This window comes from Mesorhizobium sp. WSM4809 (assembly GCF_055811655.1).
The window spans coordinates 36,144-51,558 of the sequence record NZ_JBVVQW010000007.1 but is presented as its reverse complement, the minus strand read 5'-3'; the positions used below and the strand labels follow the sequence as shown (position 1 = coordinate 51,558).

At 63.8% G+C, this 15,415-nt stretch carries 14 protein-coding genes and 1 riboswitch; of the genes, 9 read left to right on the top strand and 5 right to left on the bottom strand.

Going from position 1 to position 15,415, the window contains the following annotated elements; translation table 11 throughout:
• The first annotated feature begins 114 nt into the window (after positions 1-114).
• A complete protein-coding gene (locus AC0L24_RS19115) occupies positions 115-1,413 on the top strand; it encodes an adenylosuccinate synthase (protein WP_127267133.1) in 1,299 nt (432 codons plus the stop codon).
• Between the two features lie 75 nt (positions 1,414-1,488).
• Positions 1,489-3,114, top strand: coding sequence for a hypothetical protein (locus tag AC0L24_RS19110; protein WP_473564059.1), 1,626 nt, complete (start codon positions 1,489-1,491; stop codon positions 3,112-3,114).
• A gap of 11 nt (positions 3,115-3,125) precedes the next feature.
• Here AC0L24_RS19110 and AC0L24_RS19105 read toward each other — a convergent pair whose 3' ends face one another.
• Genes AC0L24_RS19105 through AC0L24_RS19090 form a run of 4 tightly spaced genes read right to left on the bottom strand, consistent with a single transcriptional unit; the run spans position 3,126 to position 6,192 of the window.
• On the bottom strand, positions 3,126-3,425 hold the full coding sequence (locus AC0L24_RS19105) for a CcdB family protein (RefSeq protein WP_127809028.1): 300 nt from the start codon (positions 3,423-3,425) through the stop codon (positions 3,126-3,128).
• Positions 3,425-3,667: a type II toxin-antitoxin system CcdA family antitoxin gene (locus AC0L24_RS19100; RefSeq protein ID WP_127809029.1), complete on the bottom strand. Its 243-nt coding sequence runs from the start codon at positions 3,665-3,667 to the stop codon at positions 3,425-3,427. Before AC0L24_RS19100 ends, AC0L24_RS19105 begins: the two co-directional genes overlap by 1 nt.
• 58 nt (positions 3,668-3,725) lie before the next feature.
• The gene (locus AC0L24_RS19095) at positions 3,726-5,546 is read right to left on the bottom strand and encodes an ABC-F family ATP-binding cassette domain-containing protein (protein WP_127809030.1); all 1,821 of its coding nucleotides are present in this window, start codon (positions 5,544-5,546) and stop codon (positions 3,726-3,728) included.
• Position 5,547: 1 nt separating this feature from the next.
• Complete coding sequence (locus tag AC0L24_RS19090) at positions 5,548-6,192, bottom strand: thiamine diphosphokinase (RefSeq protein WP_127809031.1); 645 nt, start codon at positions 6,190-6,192, stop codon at positions 5,548-5,550.
• An 87-nt stretch (positions 6,193-6,279) separates the two neighbouring features.
• A riboswitch (TPP riboswitch) is annotated at positions 6,280-6,394 on the top strand.
• 43 nt (positions 6,395-6,437) lie between these two features.
• Here AC0L24_RS19090 and thiB point away from each other — a divergent pair.
• The 4 genes from thiB to AC0L24_RS19070 all read left to right on the top strand — a co-directional run bounded on the left by thiB (position 6,438) and on the right by AC0L24_RS19070 (position 11,801).
• Positions 6,438-7,436 (top strand): thiamine ABC transporter substrate binding subunit, encoded by a 999-nt coding sequence (gene thiB, locus AC0L24_RS19085; protein WP_127809032.1) that lies wholly within the window; start codon positions 6,438-6,440, stop codon positions 7,434-7,436.
• Positions 7,437-7,676: 240 nt separating this feature from the next.
• Entirely contained in the window at positions 7,677-9,299 is a 1,623-nt protein-coding gene (gene thiP / locus AC0L24_RS19080; RefSeq protein WP_127809034.1) for a thiamine/thiamine pyrophosphate ABC transporter permease, read from the top strand.
• A complete protein-coding gene (gene thiQ, locus AC0L24_RS19075) occupies positions 9,292-10,074 on the top strand; it encodes a thiamine ABC transporter ATP-binding protein (RefSeq protein ID WP_127395564.1) in 783 nt (260 codons plus the stop codon). The genes thiP and thiQ overlap by 8 nt, the downstream gene beginning before the upstream one ends.
• Before the next feature lie 257 nt (positions 10,075-10,331).
• Positions 10,332-11,801, top strand: coding sequence for a M48 family metalloprotease (locus AC0L24_RS19070; protein WP_127809036.1), 1,470 nt, complete (start codon positions 10,332-10,334; stop codon positions 11,799-11,801).
• A gap of 24 nt (positions 11,802-11,825) precedes the next feature.
• Here AC0L24_RS19070 and AC0L24_RS19065 read toward each other — a convergent pair whose 3' ends face one another.
• Complete coding sequence (locus AC0L24_RS19065; protein ID WP_023814301.1) at positions 11,826-12,689, bottom strand: RNA polymerase factor sigma-32; 864 nt, start codon at positions 12,687-12,689, stop codon at positions 11,826-11,828.
• A 322-nt stretch (positions 12,690-13,011) separates the two neighbouring features.
• Here AC0L24_RS19065 and AC0L24_RS19060 point away from each other — a divergent pair, with 322 nt between their 5' ends.
• The 3 genes from AC0L24_RS19060 (at position 13,012) to AC0L24_RS19050 (ending at position 15,370) form a co-directional block, all read left to right on the top strand.
• Positions 13,012-13,785, top strand: coding sequence for an amino acid ABC transporter substrate-binding protein (locus AC0L24_RS19060; RefSeq protein WP_127809037.1), 774 nt, complete (start codon positions 13,012-13,014; stop codon positions 13,783-13,785).
• 137 nt (positions 13,786-13,922) lie between these two features.
• A complete protein-coding gene (locus AC0L24_RS19055; RefSeq protein WP_127267252.1) occupies positions 13,923-14,603 on the top strand; it encodes an amino acid ABC transporter permease in 681 nt (226 codons plus the stop codon).
• Positions 14,600-15,370 carry an amino acid ABC transporter ATP-binding protein gene (locus tag AC0L24_RS19050; RefSeq protein WP_127267253.1) on the top strand — a complete coding sequence of 257 codons (771 nt, stop codon included), beginning with the start codon at positions 14,600-14,602 and terminating at the stop codon, positions 15,368-15,370. The genes AC0L24_RS19055 and AC0L24_RS19050 overlap by 4 nt, the downstream gene beginning before the upstream one ends.
• Positions 15,371-15,415 lie beyond the last annotated feature (45 nt).

Here is a 15,415-nt window from a genome sequence, read left to right as displayed (position 1 = left end):
CAGGGCATTTTCGACGGCAAAGAAAGGTCGCGCTCGCGAGGTCTTGACGTTATAGAGGCCTGTCGTTTCGAACCATATTCAAGCCGCTTGGCGGCGTCTCAAGGGAAAAGAAACATGGCCAATGTGGTGGTCGTCGGCTCGCAGTGGGGTGACGAAGGCAAGGGCAAGATCGTCGACTGGCTGTCGGAGCGGGCCGATGTCGTGGTGCGTTTCCAGGGCGGCCACAATGCGGGCCATACGCTGGTCGTCGACGGCAAGGTTTACAAGCTGTCGTTGCTTCCGTCGGGCGTCGTGCGCCAAGGCAAGCTGTCCATCATCGGCAATGGCGTCGTGTTCGACCCGCATGCTTTCGTCGCCGAGGTGGCCAAGCTCAAGGCGCAAGGTGTCGAAGTCGCACCGGATCGCCTGAAAATAGCCGAAAACACAGCGCTTATCCTGTCCCTGCATCGGGAGCTGGACGGATTCCGTGAGGACGCCGCATCCAATTCCGGGACGAAGATTGGCACGACCCGTCGTGGCATCGGCCCCGCCTACGAGGACAAGGTGGGCCGGCGCGCGGTCAGGGTGATGGACTTGGCGGATTTGGAAACACTGCCCGTGAAGGTTGACAGGCTGCTGACGCACCACAATGCGCTGCGTCGGGGGCTTGGCCATGCGGAAGTCACGCATGACGCGATCATGCAGGAATTGACCTCGGTCGCCGACGACATCCTGCCCTATATGGACCGGGTCTGGAAGATCCTCGACGACAAGCGCCGGGCTGGCGAGCGTATCCTGTTCGAGGGCGCGCAGGGCACGCTGCTTGACATAGACCACGGCACCTATCCGTTCGTGACCTCGTCGAACACGGTTGCCGGACAGGCTGCCGCCGGCTCCGGCGTCGGCCCAGGCGCCATCGGCTATGTGCTCGGCATCACCAAAGCCTATACGACACGCGTCGGCGAGGGTCCGTTCCCGACCGAGCAGAAGAACGAAGTCGGCGAATTCCTCGGCACGCGCGGCCATGAATTCGGCGTCGTCACCGGCCGCAAGCGCCGCTGCGGCTGGTTTGACGCGGTGCTGGTACGCCAGGCCGTCGCTGTCAACGGCATCAAGGGCATCGCGCTGACCAAGCTCGACGTGCTTGACGGGCTGGACGAGATCAAGGTCTGCACGGGTTATCGTCTCGACGGCGAGATGATCGATTATCTGCCGGCCAGCCAGGGCGCCCAGGCACGTGTCGAACCGGTCTACGAGACGCTCGAGGGCTGGAAAGGCACCACTGCCGGCGCGCGCAGCTGGAACGATCTGCCGGCCCAGGCCGTCAAATACGTCCGCTACATCGAAGAGCTGATCGGCGCCCCGGTCGCACTCCTTTCCACCAGCCCGGAACGGGACGACACGATACTTGTGACCGATCCGTTTCAAGACTAGTTTCTGAAGCCTTTCCGGGCATCGCGGCCGATTTGCGGGGGCCGGCGCGGAAACAAAATACAGGTCGACTGAAGCATGGCAGATTACGTTGCTATTCTGAAAAAGGCGCTCGGCAAGCATGGCGACGAGACGCCGGAAAAGCGTACGCGCATCTATGCCAGCGTTCGCACCATGCTGGCGAAGAAGCTTGAGGAATATTCGCCGCCGCCGGCCGCCGAAGCCATAGCCACGCAGATGCGTTCGCTGGAAGACGCGATCGCGAGTGTCGAGCGGGACTATGCCAAGAGCCTGCCGGAGACCGATCCGCTGGCGGAGCTGGAACACATCTTTTCGTCGATCGATCGCAACAAGAATCAGCCGAGCCATACACGGCAGCCGGCCAAGGCTGAATCGGCCTGGCCCGCACCGCCCGCTGCAAAGCCTGAATCTTATCAGCCCGCGCCACCACCTGCCGCCAAGGTCGAGCCGAGCTGGCAAAGGGCGACGCCGGCGCCTTCCCAGCCGGCTCGCGCCGACACGCCTCTTCCAGGTATGGATGCCGACGAGGCGGAGGACGAGGCAGATGTCTTTTCCAGCGACGAAGAGCCGGTGTCGGACACCTTCCAGCGCCTGCGTCCCGCCGAGCGCAAGCGCAGCTATGGTGGGCTGATCGCGGCCGTCGTCGCTCTTCTGGTCGTAGCCGGCGGCGGCTACGGAATCTGGCTGAACAAGGATGCCTTCGGCAAAATGCTTGGGCTTGGCGGCAATCAGGTCGCCAAGACCGAGCCGGTGAAACCAGCGCCTGCCAAGCCGGCAACCGATGCCGCGGCAACGCCTCCGGCGCCCGCGGCTGGCGGCACGGAGGCCGAAAGCACGAAATTCACGCAGCGGCTGACGCCGCAGGGCAGTGAAGTCGACCCGGGTCCGGCCGGTGGCCAAAGCGGCATCGGCGAAGGCGAATCGGTCGCCGCGCTGACCACGCCGCCCTCGGCGACGAACGCACCGGCGATTTCCGCTCCGGCCGCAGGCACGCCTGCCGCGGCAGCGCCCCCCGCTACAGGTGCCGCCCCCGCAACGCCGCCTGCCAACGGAGCTGCCCCGGCAGCGCCGCCCGATGCTGCCGGAACGCCGCCCGCACCGGCAGCTGCGCCTGTGGAAACCGCTCTGCCTGTCGGCCAGAAGGCGATCTTCTACGAGGAGCGCACCAGCACCGCCCAGGGCTCCGCCGAGCCCGGCAATATCGTCTGGTCGCTGGTGCAGGAATCGCCCGGTGGCGACCTTCCGCCGGAGCCGGCGATCCGTGCCGAGGCCACCATTCCCGGCAAGGACATCCAGTTGCGCATGACCATCCGCCGCAACACCGATCAGACACTGCCGGCCAGCCATATCATCGAGATGATCTTCCTGACGCCCGACGGTTTCGAGGGCGGCGGTGTCGACAACATCCTGCGCGTCGCCATGAAGGGTTCGGAACAGGATGCCGGCAGCCCGTTGATCGGTATCCCGGCGAAGATCGCCGACGGCTTCTTCCTCGTCGCGCTCAACGATACCAAGGCCGACGAAGACGCCAACATGACCCTGCTTCGCGGCCAGGACTGGATCGACGTACCGGTCGTCTACAAGACCGGACGGCGGGCACTGCTGACCATGGAAAAGGGCATTCCCGGCGAGAAGGTGTTCGACGAGGCGATCAAGGCCTGGCAGGCCAAGACGGCTGGCTGAGAAGGAGCAGTTCAGAAGCCTTGGAACAGCATGTCGAGCGCGGAGACAATCTCGTCATGGTGCCTGGAAAGGCTTCCTTCTGGATCCGGCAATTCCGAGGCAGAGAAGGCTGACATAAACTGGGTGACCATCACATGATCTTTGCCATTTACGGCGAAGGTCGGGTTTAATCGGCGACCAGGAACCGGGGCTATCTTGGGCGGCATCAGCGGAATAATGATCCTGGTGCTTAGTCCTTCAAGAAGGTCTGATTGCACGTCGAGAAGATAACCGCCGCCCGCGGCATTCCTGTAGAAATCATAACGCGCCATCAGAACGGCCGTTGTTTGGCCAGTGGCAGTCCGTTGTGTCTGACATACTCATTGGAGCTGTCGATGGCTTCCTTATTTTCTTCCTGCCATCGGCGCGTTTTTTCTGCCGAGATTGCTTTTGCAATGCCTTCTTCGGCGGCGCGTGAGATATTGATGCCCAAAGCTTTCGCATCGCTGATCAACCGAGAGTCGATGGACGTATTCACAGATTGTCGCTGAGGTTTTGACGTCGATTGAAGCATAAAGATCGCCTCCTTTTATGCGCATAATCTAGGCGCATAAAAGCCCCCACGCAATCCTTCACCCTTCCATTTCCTCGCGCAACATCTCCAATTCCAGCCATTCTTCCTCCAGCGCCGCCAGCGTCGCGCGCTCCTTGTCGAGGGCGGCGATGGTTTTCTGGAAGGAGGCCGGGTCGCGCTCGTAATAGGCCGGATCGGCGATGTTGTTCTCCAGTCTTGAGATCGAAGCTGTCACAGCCTCGATTTTCTTGGGCAGCGATTCCAGAGCGAATTTCTGCTTGAACGACAGTTTCTTCGCCGGCCCCTTTGGCGCGGCCGCTTCACTTCTGGTCGTCACTGGCGCTTCGCCGTTCTCGGCCTTCGCGCGCGCCTTGCGGTCGTCTAGCCTGGTGCCGCCGCGCTGCGCCAGCATGTCGGAGTAGCCGCCGGCATATTCGATCCAGCGGCCTTCACCATCCGGCGCGATCAGGCTGGTCACGGTGCGGTCGAGGAAATCGCGGTCGTGGCTGACCAGGATGACGGTGCCGGCGAAACCGGCGACCAATTCCTGCAGCAGTTCCAGCGTCTCCATGTCGAGATCGTTGGTCGGCTCATCGAGCACCAGAAGGTTTGCCGGTCGCGCCAGCACGCGCGCCAGCAAGAGCCGCGCCCGCTCGCCGCCGGATAACTCGCGCACCGGCGTGCGCGCCTGCTCCGGCTTGAACAGGAAATCCTTCATGTAGGAGACGACGTGGCGCTGCTCGCCATTGATGACGAGGTTCTCGCCGCGCCCGTCGGTGAGATATTGCGCCAGCGTCTCCTGCGGGTCTACCGCCTCGCGCTTCTGGTCGAGCGTGGCGATCTCCAGATTGGTGCCGAGCCGCACCGAACCGGCGTCCGGCTTCATCTCGCCGGTCAGCATCTTCAAGAGCGTCGTCTTGCCGGCGCCGTTCGGCCCGACCAGGCCGACGCGATCGCCGCGCTGGATGCGGGTCGAAAACCCCTTGACCACGGTGAGATCGCCAAAGCTCTTCTCGATGTTCTTCGCCTCGATCACCAGCTTGCCGGACTCGGCGGCGTCGCTCGCCACCATGGTCGCCGACCCTTCGGCACCGCGATGGCCGCGAAAACGCTGGCGCATGGTCTGCAACTCGCCGAGCCGGCGCATATTTCGCTTGCGCCGCGCCGTCACGCCGTAGCGCAGCCAATGCTCTTCGCGAACGATCTGGCGGCCGAGTTTATGCTGCTCGCGCTCTTCTTCCTCCAGGACCAGGTCGCGCCATTCCTCGAAATGGCCAAAGCCCTTGTCCAGCCTGCGGGTCTGGCCGCGATCGAGCCAGATGGTGGCGCGCGACACACGTTCGAGAAAGCGGCGGTCGTGCGAGATGACGATCAGTGCCGAGGAGGTGCGGATGAGTTCTTCTTCCAGCCATTCGATGACCGAGAGGTCGAGATGGTTGGTCGGCTCATCGAGCAGCAGGATGTCTGGCTCCGGCGCCATGACGCGGGCAAGGGCAGCACGCCTCGCCTCGCCGCCCGACAGATCGTTGGGCCGCTCCTCGCCCGACAGTCCGAGATGCTCCATCAGATAGCTGGCGCGGTAGGGATCGTCGGCAGGGCCAAGCCCGGCCTCGACATAGGCGCGGACAGTGGCAAAGCCCTCCATGTCGGGCATCTGCGGCAAATAGCGGACAGTTGCCGAAGGCTGGCGGAACACCTCACCGTCCTGCGGCTCGATCAGGCCAGCGGCGATCTTCAGCAGGGTCGACTTGCCCGACCCGTTGCGGCCGACCAGTGCGATCTTGTCGCCGGCCGAAGCCGTCAAGGCGGCGCCGTCGAGCAGCGGCGTGCCGCCGAAGGTCAGTTTTATCCCGTCGAGGTTGAGAAGAGGCGGGGCCATGTCAGCTTTCAGGTAAGGGATAGGGATGAGCGAGCAGCATCGCGCGGCCATGGCCGAGCGCGATTTCGAGGCGGCCCTTGACCTCGTTGGAAATGGTCAGCGACGAACCGAAGGCCACCTTGACGTGGTTCAGCGGCCATTTGGCGCGGGTGACGGTCAACCCGGCAAGCTCGGAAAAGCCGAGCACCGAAAACAGCGTGCCATCGGCATAGTCGAAGCCGGCCGTTCCGCGCAGCAGGGGAATGCCTTCCTGGGCGCCGCTGGTCAGGAGCACATCGGTCCCTGCTTCGGCCAGCCGCAAGGCAAGCGCCAGATGCAGGAAAGCGTGGTCGGCGCGCTTGCCGCCGAAAGCACCGGCGAGCACCAGCCGGGTCGCGCCGCGCTCGAGTGCTGCGGCGATGGCCAGTTCGCCATCGGTCTGGTCCTTTTCCGCCGGGAAGGTCCGGCGCGGCACGGAAGCGAGATCGTCCGGCAGGTTCGCCGGCACGGAATCGAAATCACCCACCCACAGCTCCGGCACGAGGCCCAGCAACTGCGCATGGCCTATGCCGGCGTCGGCGGCGATGACGCGGGAGCCTTCGACCTGACGGTCGAGCCGTGGCGTGCGGATGAGATCGCCGCCAAGCAGGATGGTGAATGTGCTCATATCGTGTGGCCCTTACCAGCCCGGCACGGGAAACGGAAGGCGGCAAACTCCCACTTGCGTGGCGGATCGGGCCGGCCTATGTGTCGAAACGCTCTAACGGGGTGCCGGACGCGATCTTCGCGGACCGGCTGAGAGGCAGTCTCGCCAACCCGCTGAACCTGATCCGGTTTGTACCGGCGGAGGGATTAGACGTTTCGGACAGTCCGACGCCTCAATTCCTTTCAATTCGAACGAAGGAGGCGCCGATGCGCACGCTTTTATACGCTCTTGTTTCAGCAACGGTCGTGGCCTTGTCCGGACCGGCCTTGGCCAAGGACAAGCTCACCGTCTACACCTATGAGAGTTTTACCGCCGACTGGGGTCCGGGTCCCGTGGTGAAGAAGGCGTTCGAGGCCGAATGCGGCTGCGATGTCGAGTTCGTCTCGGTCGCCGACGGCGTCGCGTTGCTCAACCGCGTCAGATTGGAAGGCGCATCGACCAAGGCCGATATCGTGCTTGGCCTCGACACCAATCTCACCGCCGATGCCAAGGCCTCAGGCTTGTTCGCGCCGCATGGCGGCGTAACTGATGTCAACGTGCCGGGTGGCTGGAGCGACGATACTTTTGTCCCCTTTGATTACGGCTATTTCGCTGTCGTCTACGACACCGAGAAGCTGAGGAACCCGCCGAAAAGCCTGAAAGAGCTGGTCGAAGGCAGTGCCGACGACAAGATCGTCATCCAGGATCCACGCACCTCGACGCCGGGCCTCGGCCTGCTTCTGTGGGTCAAGTCGGTTTATGGCGACAAGGCGCCGGAGGCCTGGGCCAAGCTCAAGCCGAAGGTGCTGACCGTGACGCCGGGCTGGAGCGAGGCCTATGGGCTGTTCACCAAGGGCGAGGCGCCGATGGTGCTGTCCTACACGACGTCGCCGGCCTATCACATGATCGCCGAGAACACCGGGCGCTACCAGGCCGCCTCCTTCGAGGAGGGCGAGTATCTGCAGATCGAGGTGGCGGGTATCACCACGACGGGGGCCAAGAATCCGCTGGCGGCCAAGTTTATGGCCTTCATGACCGGACCTAAATTCCAGGATGCCATTCCCGAGACCAACTGGATGTTCCCGGCCGGCAAGACCGACAAGCCGCTCAATCCGGCCTTTGATAAACTGGTCAAGCCGACCAAGACCTTGCTGTTCAGCCCGCAAGAGGTCGCTGCCAATCGCAAGGCCTGGGTCGATGAATGGCTTGCGGTGATGAGCAAATAAGTTTGCTATCGAAGATGAGTGCTCTACGGCGCCCCCCTCTGTCCTGCCGGACATCTCCCCCGCTTGGGGGGAGATTGGCTGCCATCGGCGATTTCGCCAATCGCCAATGCTGCTGGAGTGAGCGAGGCGTCGAAATTGCCAATCTCCCCCCTTGTGGGGGAGATGTCCGGCAGGACAGAGGGGGGCGCGAAGGAACGCAATCCTTTGTAAGTGCCGCGATCCGGAGATTGGTGGTCCGGCGTGCGACGCGCAGCCTCTGATCCCCGCGTCAGCGCCGGCATTGTCGCGCTTGCCGCGATCGCGCTGCTGATCGGCGGCGCGTTTGCCGGCCTGCTTTTCGAGGGCGCCCATGATTTCTCGGGCGCCTGGGCAGCCTTCGATCCCTATCTGCTTCGCGTCATTCGCTTCACGCTCTGGCAAGCGGCGCTCTCGACGCTGCTTTCGGCCATCCCGGCGCTGTTCGTGGCGCGCGCTCTGTCGCGACATCCACGTTTCTTCGGCCGCGCCTTCATCCTGCAGATCTTCGCCGTGCCGTTGGCGCTGCCGGCTATTGTCGCAGCGCTCGGCATTCTGGCGCTTTATGGCCGTGCCGGCTATTTCGCCGGCGTGCTTGCCTTGATCGGCGGCGGAAGCTGGCCGGGTATCTATGGCCTGTCCGGCATCCTCGTCGCCCATGTCTTCTTCAACCTGCCGCTGGCGACGCGGCTGTTCCTCGAGGCGCTGCAGACCATACCGGCCGACCAATGGCGGTTGGCGAGCCAACTCGGCATGGCGGCGCGGCCGGCGTTCCGGCTGATCGAATGGCCAACGCTGCGCGCCGCACTGCCCGGCGTCGCCGGGCTTGTGTTCATGCTCTGCATCACATCCTTCACGATCGTGCTGACGCTCGGCGGCGGGCCGGCCGCGACGACGCTGGAGGTCGGCATCTACCAGGCCCTGCGCTTCGATTTCGATCCCGCGCGGGCCGTTACACTGACGCTGTTGCAGATCGCCCTGACCTTTATCGTTGTGCTGGCCCTGACGCGCCTGGGCGCCAATGTGGTCGGCGACACCAATTTGCCGGTCGCGCAACGCCGCTATATCTCGGTGAATCGGAGCGAGACCTGGTTGAACGCGCTAGTCATCATCCTGGCGCTGCTGTTCGTCGTTGGGCCGATGGCGGCAACCGTGATGGCCGGGTTGGGTGCGGATCTCGGCCGTTTGGCCAGCGAGGCCACTGTCCGGCAGGCAACGCTGACCAGCGCGGCGCTCGCCTTCCTGTCGGCACTGCTCTCGGTGATGCTGTCGCTGGCGCTGACCATGGCGCGGCGGGCACTGGCGCTGAACCGCCGTGCCGGCGCAAAGACACTGCTCGAACGCGCCGCCGATACAGGCGCCGGCTTTGTTCTTGTCGTGCCGCCGATCGTCGTCGGCGCCGGCTGGTTCCTGTTGCTGCGCCATGCCGGCGATGTCTTTGCCATCGCCCCGGTCATGGTCGTCACCGTCAACGCGGTGATGGCGATGCCGTTCGCCCTGCGCGCCGTGCGTCCCGCCTATGATGCGGCGAGCGAGCGTCACGAACGGCTCTGCGCACAGCTCGGCATTGCGGGCTGGAACCGGCTGATACTGGTCGACTGGCCGTCGCTGCGGCGCCCGCTCGCCACGGCCTTCGCTTTCGCCATGGCGCTGTCGCTGGGCGATCTCGGTGTCATTGCCCTGTTCGGCAGTGATTCCGTGCAGACATTGCCCTACCTTCTTCTGGCTCGGATGGGCAGCTACCGCACCGAGGATGCCGCCGGCCTGGCACTCCTGCTCGGCCTCGTCTGTCTCGCGTTGATCGTGGCGGCGCACTGGCTGGGAAGGGAGAAGGTCCGGGATGCGTGACGGGGCGGCCAGCAGGCTTGAAAAGGGCGCATCGGTGCGGCTGGACAAGGTGTCGTTCAGTTATGGTGAGGTGCCACTTGTCTTCGACGTCGAGTTCGCCACGGCGAAGATCACCGCCATCATGGGTCCGAGCGGTTCGGGCAAGTCGACGCTGCTCAATCTGGTCGCCGGCTTCGAGACCCCACAATCGGGCCGCGTGCTGATCGGCGGGGCCGATGTCAGCGCCGAGCCGGCCTCGGCGCGGCCGGTGTCGATGGTGTTCCAGGAGAACAATCTCTTCGCGCATCTTTCCGTCGAGCAGAATGTCGGGCTCGGTCGCTCGCCCTCCCTGGGACTGACCGAGGCGGACCGCGCCGCGGTCGCCGAGGCGCTTGCGCGCACCGGTCTCGCGGGCAAGGAGAAACGCCTGCCGCGCGAGCTCTCCGGGGGCGAACGCCAGCGCGTCGCACTGGCCCGCGTGCTGGTGCGCGACCGACCGGTGTTGCTGCTCGACGAGCCATTCGCTTCGCTCGGACCCGCTTTGCGCGACGAGATGCTGAATCTGGTTGCTGCCGTTCATGCCGAACGCGCCATGACGGTGCTATTTGTCACCCACCAGCCCGAGGATGCACGCCGCATCGGCGAGCACATGGTGTTTGTCGACAATGGGTTGGTGGCCGCAACCGGCAAGGCTGATGATTTCTTTACCGGGGCTGGTCCGGAGGCGTTCCGGCGCTATATCGGCGCGGGTGCTGGATATTCCACATCACGCGATGTTGCCCGGAAGCGGACATAATTTACGGTCAAACCGGCTCCAGGCGATGTGGCGTTTGCTTGCCATGACCGGGGGAGTGTGGCTAGGTCGCCCTACCGGTCCGGCACAGGCCGTGATTTGCCTGCAGTATCCGCCGCCCGCCCTAAGGGACGGGCAACGGATGCTGCAGCAGTTTGAGATAGCGCATGACGCGTTCCGAAGATCGCCCCCGATTTTCGTGGTCATGCGCCGGGACCCGAAAGGAAGCCGTTCTGGCGATCGGCGCTAACACATTGGGAATGAAACCGCTGGCGCGTTTTCTCGCGCTGGCCGGTTTTGCCGTGGCGTTGGCAAGCTGCCAGATGTTCACGCCGCCGGAAGTTCAGGAATCCGGCTTCCAGCCTTCCGACAAGCCGATCACAGTGGACAATGTCGGCGCCAACAACAAGCTCGCCGAATTGGCCAAGGCGCAGCACCCGCGCATCCTGGCGACTTACGGCGGTGAATATTCCGACCCCAAGCTCGAGCGAATGGTCGCCAAGGTGGTCGGTAGTTTGACGGTGGTGTCCGCCAACCCGACACAGACCTATCGCATCACCATTCTAAATTCGCCCAACGTCAACGCATTCGCGCTGCCGGGCGGTTATCTCTACATCACCCGCGGCCTCCTGGCGCTGGCCAATGATTCGGCCGAGCTTGCCGCTGTAATCGCGCATGAGATGGGCCACGTCACCGCCAATCACGGCCTGCAGCGCCAACAGCTCGAGGCAGAGGAAGGCCTAGCGACCAAGGTGGTCTCCGATGTGCTCGGCGACAGCCCGACCGCCAAGGCGGCGTTGATCCGCGGCAAGCTGAGGCTGGCGCAATTTTCGCGCAACCAGGAGCTGGAAGCCGACGCCATCGGCATCAAGTCGATCGGCGAGGCCGGCTACGATCCTTTCGCCGCAGGCCGCTTCCTTCAATCGATGTCGGCCTATACCGATTTCCGCTCGATCAGCGGCGCCACCGACGCTAGCCTGGACTTCCTGGCCACGCACCCCAACACGCCGCAGCGCATCGATCTGGCGCAGCGCCATGCCCGCCAGTTCGGCGCGCCGGGCGTCGGCACGCGCGACCGCGATTCCTTCCTCGCCGGCATAGACGGCCTGCTCTATGGCGACACGCCCGAGGAAGGCTACGTGCGCGGCGAAACCTTCCTGCACCCGGGCCTTGGTGTGTCGTTCACGGTGCCGGACGGCTTCATCATCGACAATTCGGCAGCAGCGGTGACGGCCACCGGCCCCGGCGACATAGCGATCCGTTTCGATGGCGTTTCCATCGACAAGAACCGGGCGCTGACGGACTATATCCGCAGCGGCTGGGTGGCTGGTCTCGTCGACAGTAGCGTCAAGCAGGAAACCATCAACGGCAATGAGGCGGCGACCGCGCATGCCGGCGCCGAAGGCTGGCAATTCGACATAGCGGTGATCCGCGCTGGCGGCCAAGTCTACCGGCTGCTGACCGCGGCCCCTTCCGCCAGCGCGTCTCTGGACACGATCGCCCGTTCGGTAAGCGGCTCGTTCCGGATACTGAGTGCTGCCGAAAAGGCGGCGCTGAAGCCGCTGCACATCCGCGTCGTCACCGTCCAGCCTGGGCAGACGATGGGTTCACTTTCGGCGCAGATGGTCGGCGTCGACCGCAAGCTCGACCTGTTCCGCGTCCTCAACGCGCTGTCGCCCGGTGCCGCCGTTTCGGCCGGCGACAAGGTCAAGATCGTCACCGACAAGTAGGCGCCGCTGGACGCCTGCCGCCGTTCAGGCGGCAGTCGCCATGAACTCCGGGTTCTGCTTCACCAATGCGACCTTGAGCTTTTCCATGGCGCGGGCCTCGATCTGGCGGACGCGTTCCTTGGAGATGCCGAGGGTTTCGCCGAGCGCTTCGAGTGTCGCGCCCTCGTCGTTCAGCCGCCGTTCCTCGATGATCCTAAGCTCCCGTGCGTTGAGCGCGCGAAGCGCCTCCCTCAGCCAGAGCGAGCGGCGCGCGACATCGATCTTGTCGCCGACGATCTCGTCGGGCAGCGGATCGTCCGAAATCAGGAAATCCATGCGCTCGGTCGAACCCGCATCGTCGGCAATAGGCATGTTGAGCGAGGAGTCGGGCGCCGAGAGCCGCGAATCCATCATCGCCACATCGGCTTCGGAGACGCCAAGCGCCTCCGACACTTCGCGATAGAGCGTGGCGTTGGAGAGCGGCTCCGTGCCATTCGCCAACCGCGCGCGCAGGCGTCGCAGGTTGAAGAACAGCGCCTTCTGGGCCGAGCTGGTGCCGCCACGCACGATAGACCAGTTGCGCAGGATATAGTCCTGCATCGAGGCGCGGATCCACCATGTCGCATAGGTCGAGAACCGCACCTCGCGCTCCGGCTCGAAGCGGGCGGCGGCCTCGAGCAATCCGACATGACCCTCCTGGACCAGATCGCCGAGCGGCAGGCCGTAATGGCGGAACTTGGAGGCCATGGAAATGACCAGCCGCATATGGGCGACGGTGATTGAGTGCAGCGCGTTCTGGTCGTTGTCCTCTTTCCAGAGCAATGCAAGCCGATGCTCTTCGTCACGCTCGAGGTAGGGAGCCTTCATTGCCGCGCGGACCATGATCCGTCCTGCCGTGTCTTCCATCATGAGGCGCTCCCTGGGTGGTGCGAATGACTTTGCAAAGTTGGCTGCCGCCCGGGTTGAAATGCCGGCGTCGTGCCCTAGAACAGCCAGAACTGCCATGCGCGGGAAAGGTTCCGCGACCGCAGCGGCGCGATTGTGTTGCCTGAAGGATTCTCAGGGGGTCCGAGATGGCTGCAATCACGAGTGGAAAGTACCGTTTAGAGAATATGGTTTCATAAACCCGCTGTTTTTGAAATTCAGTTCCTTATTTTTTCGGCTTGCATCTGTCAGTTTCCAGCGCTCACAAATATGCCGGCCAGCCGGCCAAGGACGGGATCACAGAAAAATGAAATGGCTCAAGTCGCTCATTATCGCCGGAACGCTGCAGGCCCTGGCTGTCGCTTCAGGTCATGCCGGCCCCAATCTCGACCAGATCAAGCACGCCGGTGTCATCAAGATCGGCACGGAAGGCACCTATGCGCCGTTCACCTACCATGACACGTCCGGTGCACTGGTCGGCTTCGACGTCGAAATCGCCAAGGCGATTGCCGAGAAGCTTGGTGTCCAGGCCGAGTTCCTCGAAGGCAAGTGGGATGGACTGATCGCCGGCCTCGACGCCAATCGCTACGACGCCGTCATCAATCAGGTCGGCATCACCGATGCCCGCAAAGCCAAGTACGATTTCTCCGATCCCTACATCGCCTCCAAGGCGGTGCTGATCGTGCGCGGCGACAACACCGACATCAAGAGCTTCGCCGATCTCAAGGGCAAGAAGTCGGCGCAGTCGCTGACCTCGAATTTCGGCAAGCTGGCCGAAACGAACGGCGCCGAGCTGGTCGGCACCGATGGCTTCGACCAGTCGATCCAGCTGCTTTTGACCGGCCGCGCCGACGCCACGATCAATGACAGCCTGTCGTTCCTCGACTTCAAGAAGCACAAGCCCGAAGCCAATGTGAAGATTGCCGCGCAAGAGGAAAACGCCGACTATTCCGGCGTCATCGTGCGCAAGGGCGATCCGGAACTGGTCGCCGCGATCAACAAGGCGCTGGCCGACATCAAGGCCGACGGCACCTATAAGAAGATCGCCGACACCTATTTCGGCCAGGATGTTTCGAAGTAATCTACGAGGCGAGCCGCTCCGCGGCCATGAGACACATAGAGCGGCGAGCCGTCTTTGACGGCCCGCCGCTTTTGTCGTGATATGGCAGACGCATTCTCCCTTGACCAAGCTGCTTCGACCAATCTGGAGGGTCATACGTGCCGCACTGGCTGCAACTGATGCTGGAGTCGCTGCCTTCGCTGCTGTGGGCGGCGCTGATCTTCACCGTGCCGCTGACGCTGTTGTCCTTCGCCTTGGGGCTGGCCGTTGGGTTGGGTGCTGCACTCGCCCGGCTGTTCGGCCCCAAGCCGCTGGTCGCGCTTGTGCGCTTCTATGTCTGGATCTTCCGGGGTACGCCACTTTTGGTGCAGCTGTTCCTCATCTTCTACGGCCTGCCGTCGGTCGGCATCCTGCTCGACGCCTTCACGGCGGCGTTGATCGGATTCACGCTCAACATCGGCGCCTACACGTCGGAAATCATCCGCGCGGCAATAGGCTCGGTGCCGAAAGGCCAGTGGGAAGCCGCCTATTCGATCGGCATGACCTGGGGCCAGGCGATGCGGCGTACCATTCTGCCGCAAGCCGGCCGGGTCGCGGTGCCGCCGCTCTCCAACACCTTCATCTCGCTGGTCAAGGACACGTCGCTGGCCGCCGCCATCACCGTGCCGGAGATGTTCCAGGCGGCGCAGCGCATCGTCGCCACCACCTATGAGCCGCTGATCCTCTATGTCGAGGCGGCGATCCTCTATTTGGCGCTGAGTTCGGTGCTGTCGGCCTTGCAGACGCGGTTGGAGACCCGGCTCAACCGCTATGGCGGCTTCCTGGAGGCGCGCTCATGATCGGCCTCAGCAACATCGAAAAGCGCTTCGGCGACAATCTCGTGTTGAAGGGCGTGACGGTCACCATTGCCGAAGGCAGCGTCACGGCGCTGGTCGGTCCGTCGGGCGGGGGAAAGAGCACCCTGCTGCGCTGTATCAACCTCCTGGAGATCCCGACCTCGGGCACGGTGCGCATTGGCGACGAGACGCTCGAATTCCACCCCGGCGGCAGGGTTCCGGCCAGGGATATCCAGCGCCTGCGGCTGCAGACTGGCATGGTGTTCCAGAACTTCCAGCTGTTTCCGCATCGCACTGCGATCGAGAACGTCATGGAAGGGCTGGTGACGGTGTTGAAATGGTCGCCTGAGAGGGCACGCGAGCGGGCACTGGCTCTGCTGGAGAAGGTCGGGATGGTGCACAAGGCAGACGCCTGGCCGGCGACGCTGTCGGGCGGCCAGCAGCAGCGCGTGGCGATCGCCCGCGCGTTGGCGCCGTCGCCGAAAGTGTTGCTCTGCGACGAGCCGACCTCGGCGCTCGACCCGGAACTGGCGCAAGAGGTGGTCGAGGTGCTTGGCAAGCTCGCCAGCGAAGGCACGACCATGGTGATGGCGACGCATGATCTGCGCCTCGCCTCCAAGATCGCCCAGGAAGTGGTGTTCCTCGATGCCGGCGTCGTCGTCGAGAAGGGGCCGGCCGCGGTGCTGTTCAACAATCCGCAGCAGCAACGGACGAAGCGGTTCATCGCAACGCTGAAGCAGGAGGCTGAGAAGGAAGGCGGCGGCGCGTAAGCGCGCGACCCAGAGTATGTTGATTCGGGCGACGGCCCTAAAAGG

Bases quoted from the DNA above. Each gene is read 5' to 3' on its own strand.
- AC0L24_RS19065 (WP_023814301.1), bottom strand. From the start codon at position 12,689: ATGATGGAAGACACGGCAGGACGGATCATGGTCCGCGCGGCAATGAAG.
- AC0L24_RS19110 (WP_473564059.1), top strand. From the start codon at position 1,489: ATGGCAGATTACGTTGCTATTCTGAAAAAGGCGCTCGGCAAGCATGGC.
- AC0L24_RS19060 (WP_127809037.1), top strand. From the start codon at position 13,012: ATGAAATGGCTCAAGTCGCTCATTATCGCCGGAACGCTGCAGGCCCTG.
- AC0L24_RS19115 (WP_127267133.1), top strand. From the start codon at position 115: ATGGCCAATGTGGTGGTCGTCGGCTCGCAGTGGGGTGACGAAGGCAAG.
- AC0L24_RS19100 (WP_127809029.1), bottom strand. From the start codon at position 3,667: ATGCTTCAATCGACGTCAAAACCTCAGCGACAATCTGTGAATACGTCC.
- AC0L24_RS19070 (WP_127809036.1), top strand. From the start codon at position 10,332: ATGAAACCGCTGGCGCGTTTTCTCGCGCTGGCCGGTTTTGCCGTGGCG.
- AC0L24_RS19090 (WP_127809031.1), bottom strand. From the start codon at position 6,192: ATGAGCACATTCACCATCCTGCTTGGCGGCGATCTCATCCGCACGCCA.
- AC0L24_RS19105 (WP_127809028.1), bottom strand. From the start codon at position 3,425: ATGGCGCGTTATGATTTCTACAGGAATGCCGCGGGCGGCGGTTATCTT.
- thiQ (WP_127395564.1), top strand. From the start codon at position 9,292: ATGCGTGACGGGGCGGCCAGCAGGCTTGAAAAGGGCGCATCGGTGCGG.
- AC0L24_RS19050 (WP_127267253.1), top strand. From the start codon at position 14,600: ATGATCGGCCTCAGCAACATCGAAAAGCGCTTCGGCGACAATCTCGTG.
- thiB (WP_127809032.1), top strand. From the start codon at position 6,438: ATGCGCACGCTTTTATACGCTCTTGTTTCAGCAACGGTCGTGGCCTTG.
- AC0L24_RS19095 (WP_127809030.1), bottom strand. From the start codon at position 5,546: ATGGCCCCGCCTCTTCTCAACCTCGACGGGATAAAACTGACCTTCGGC.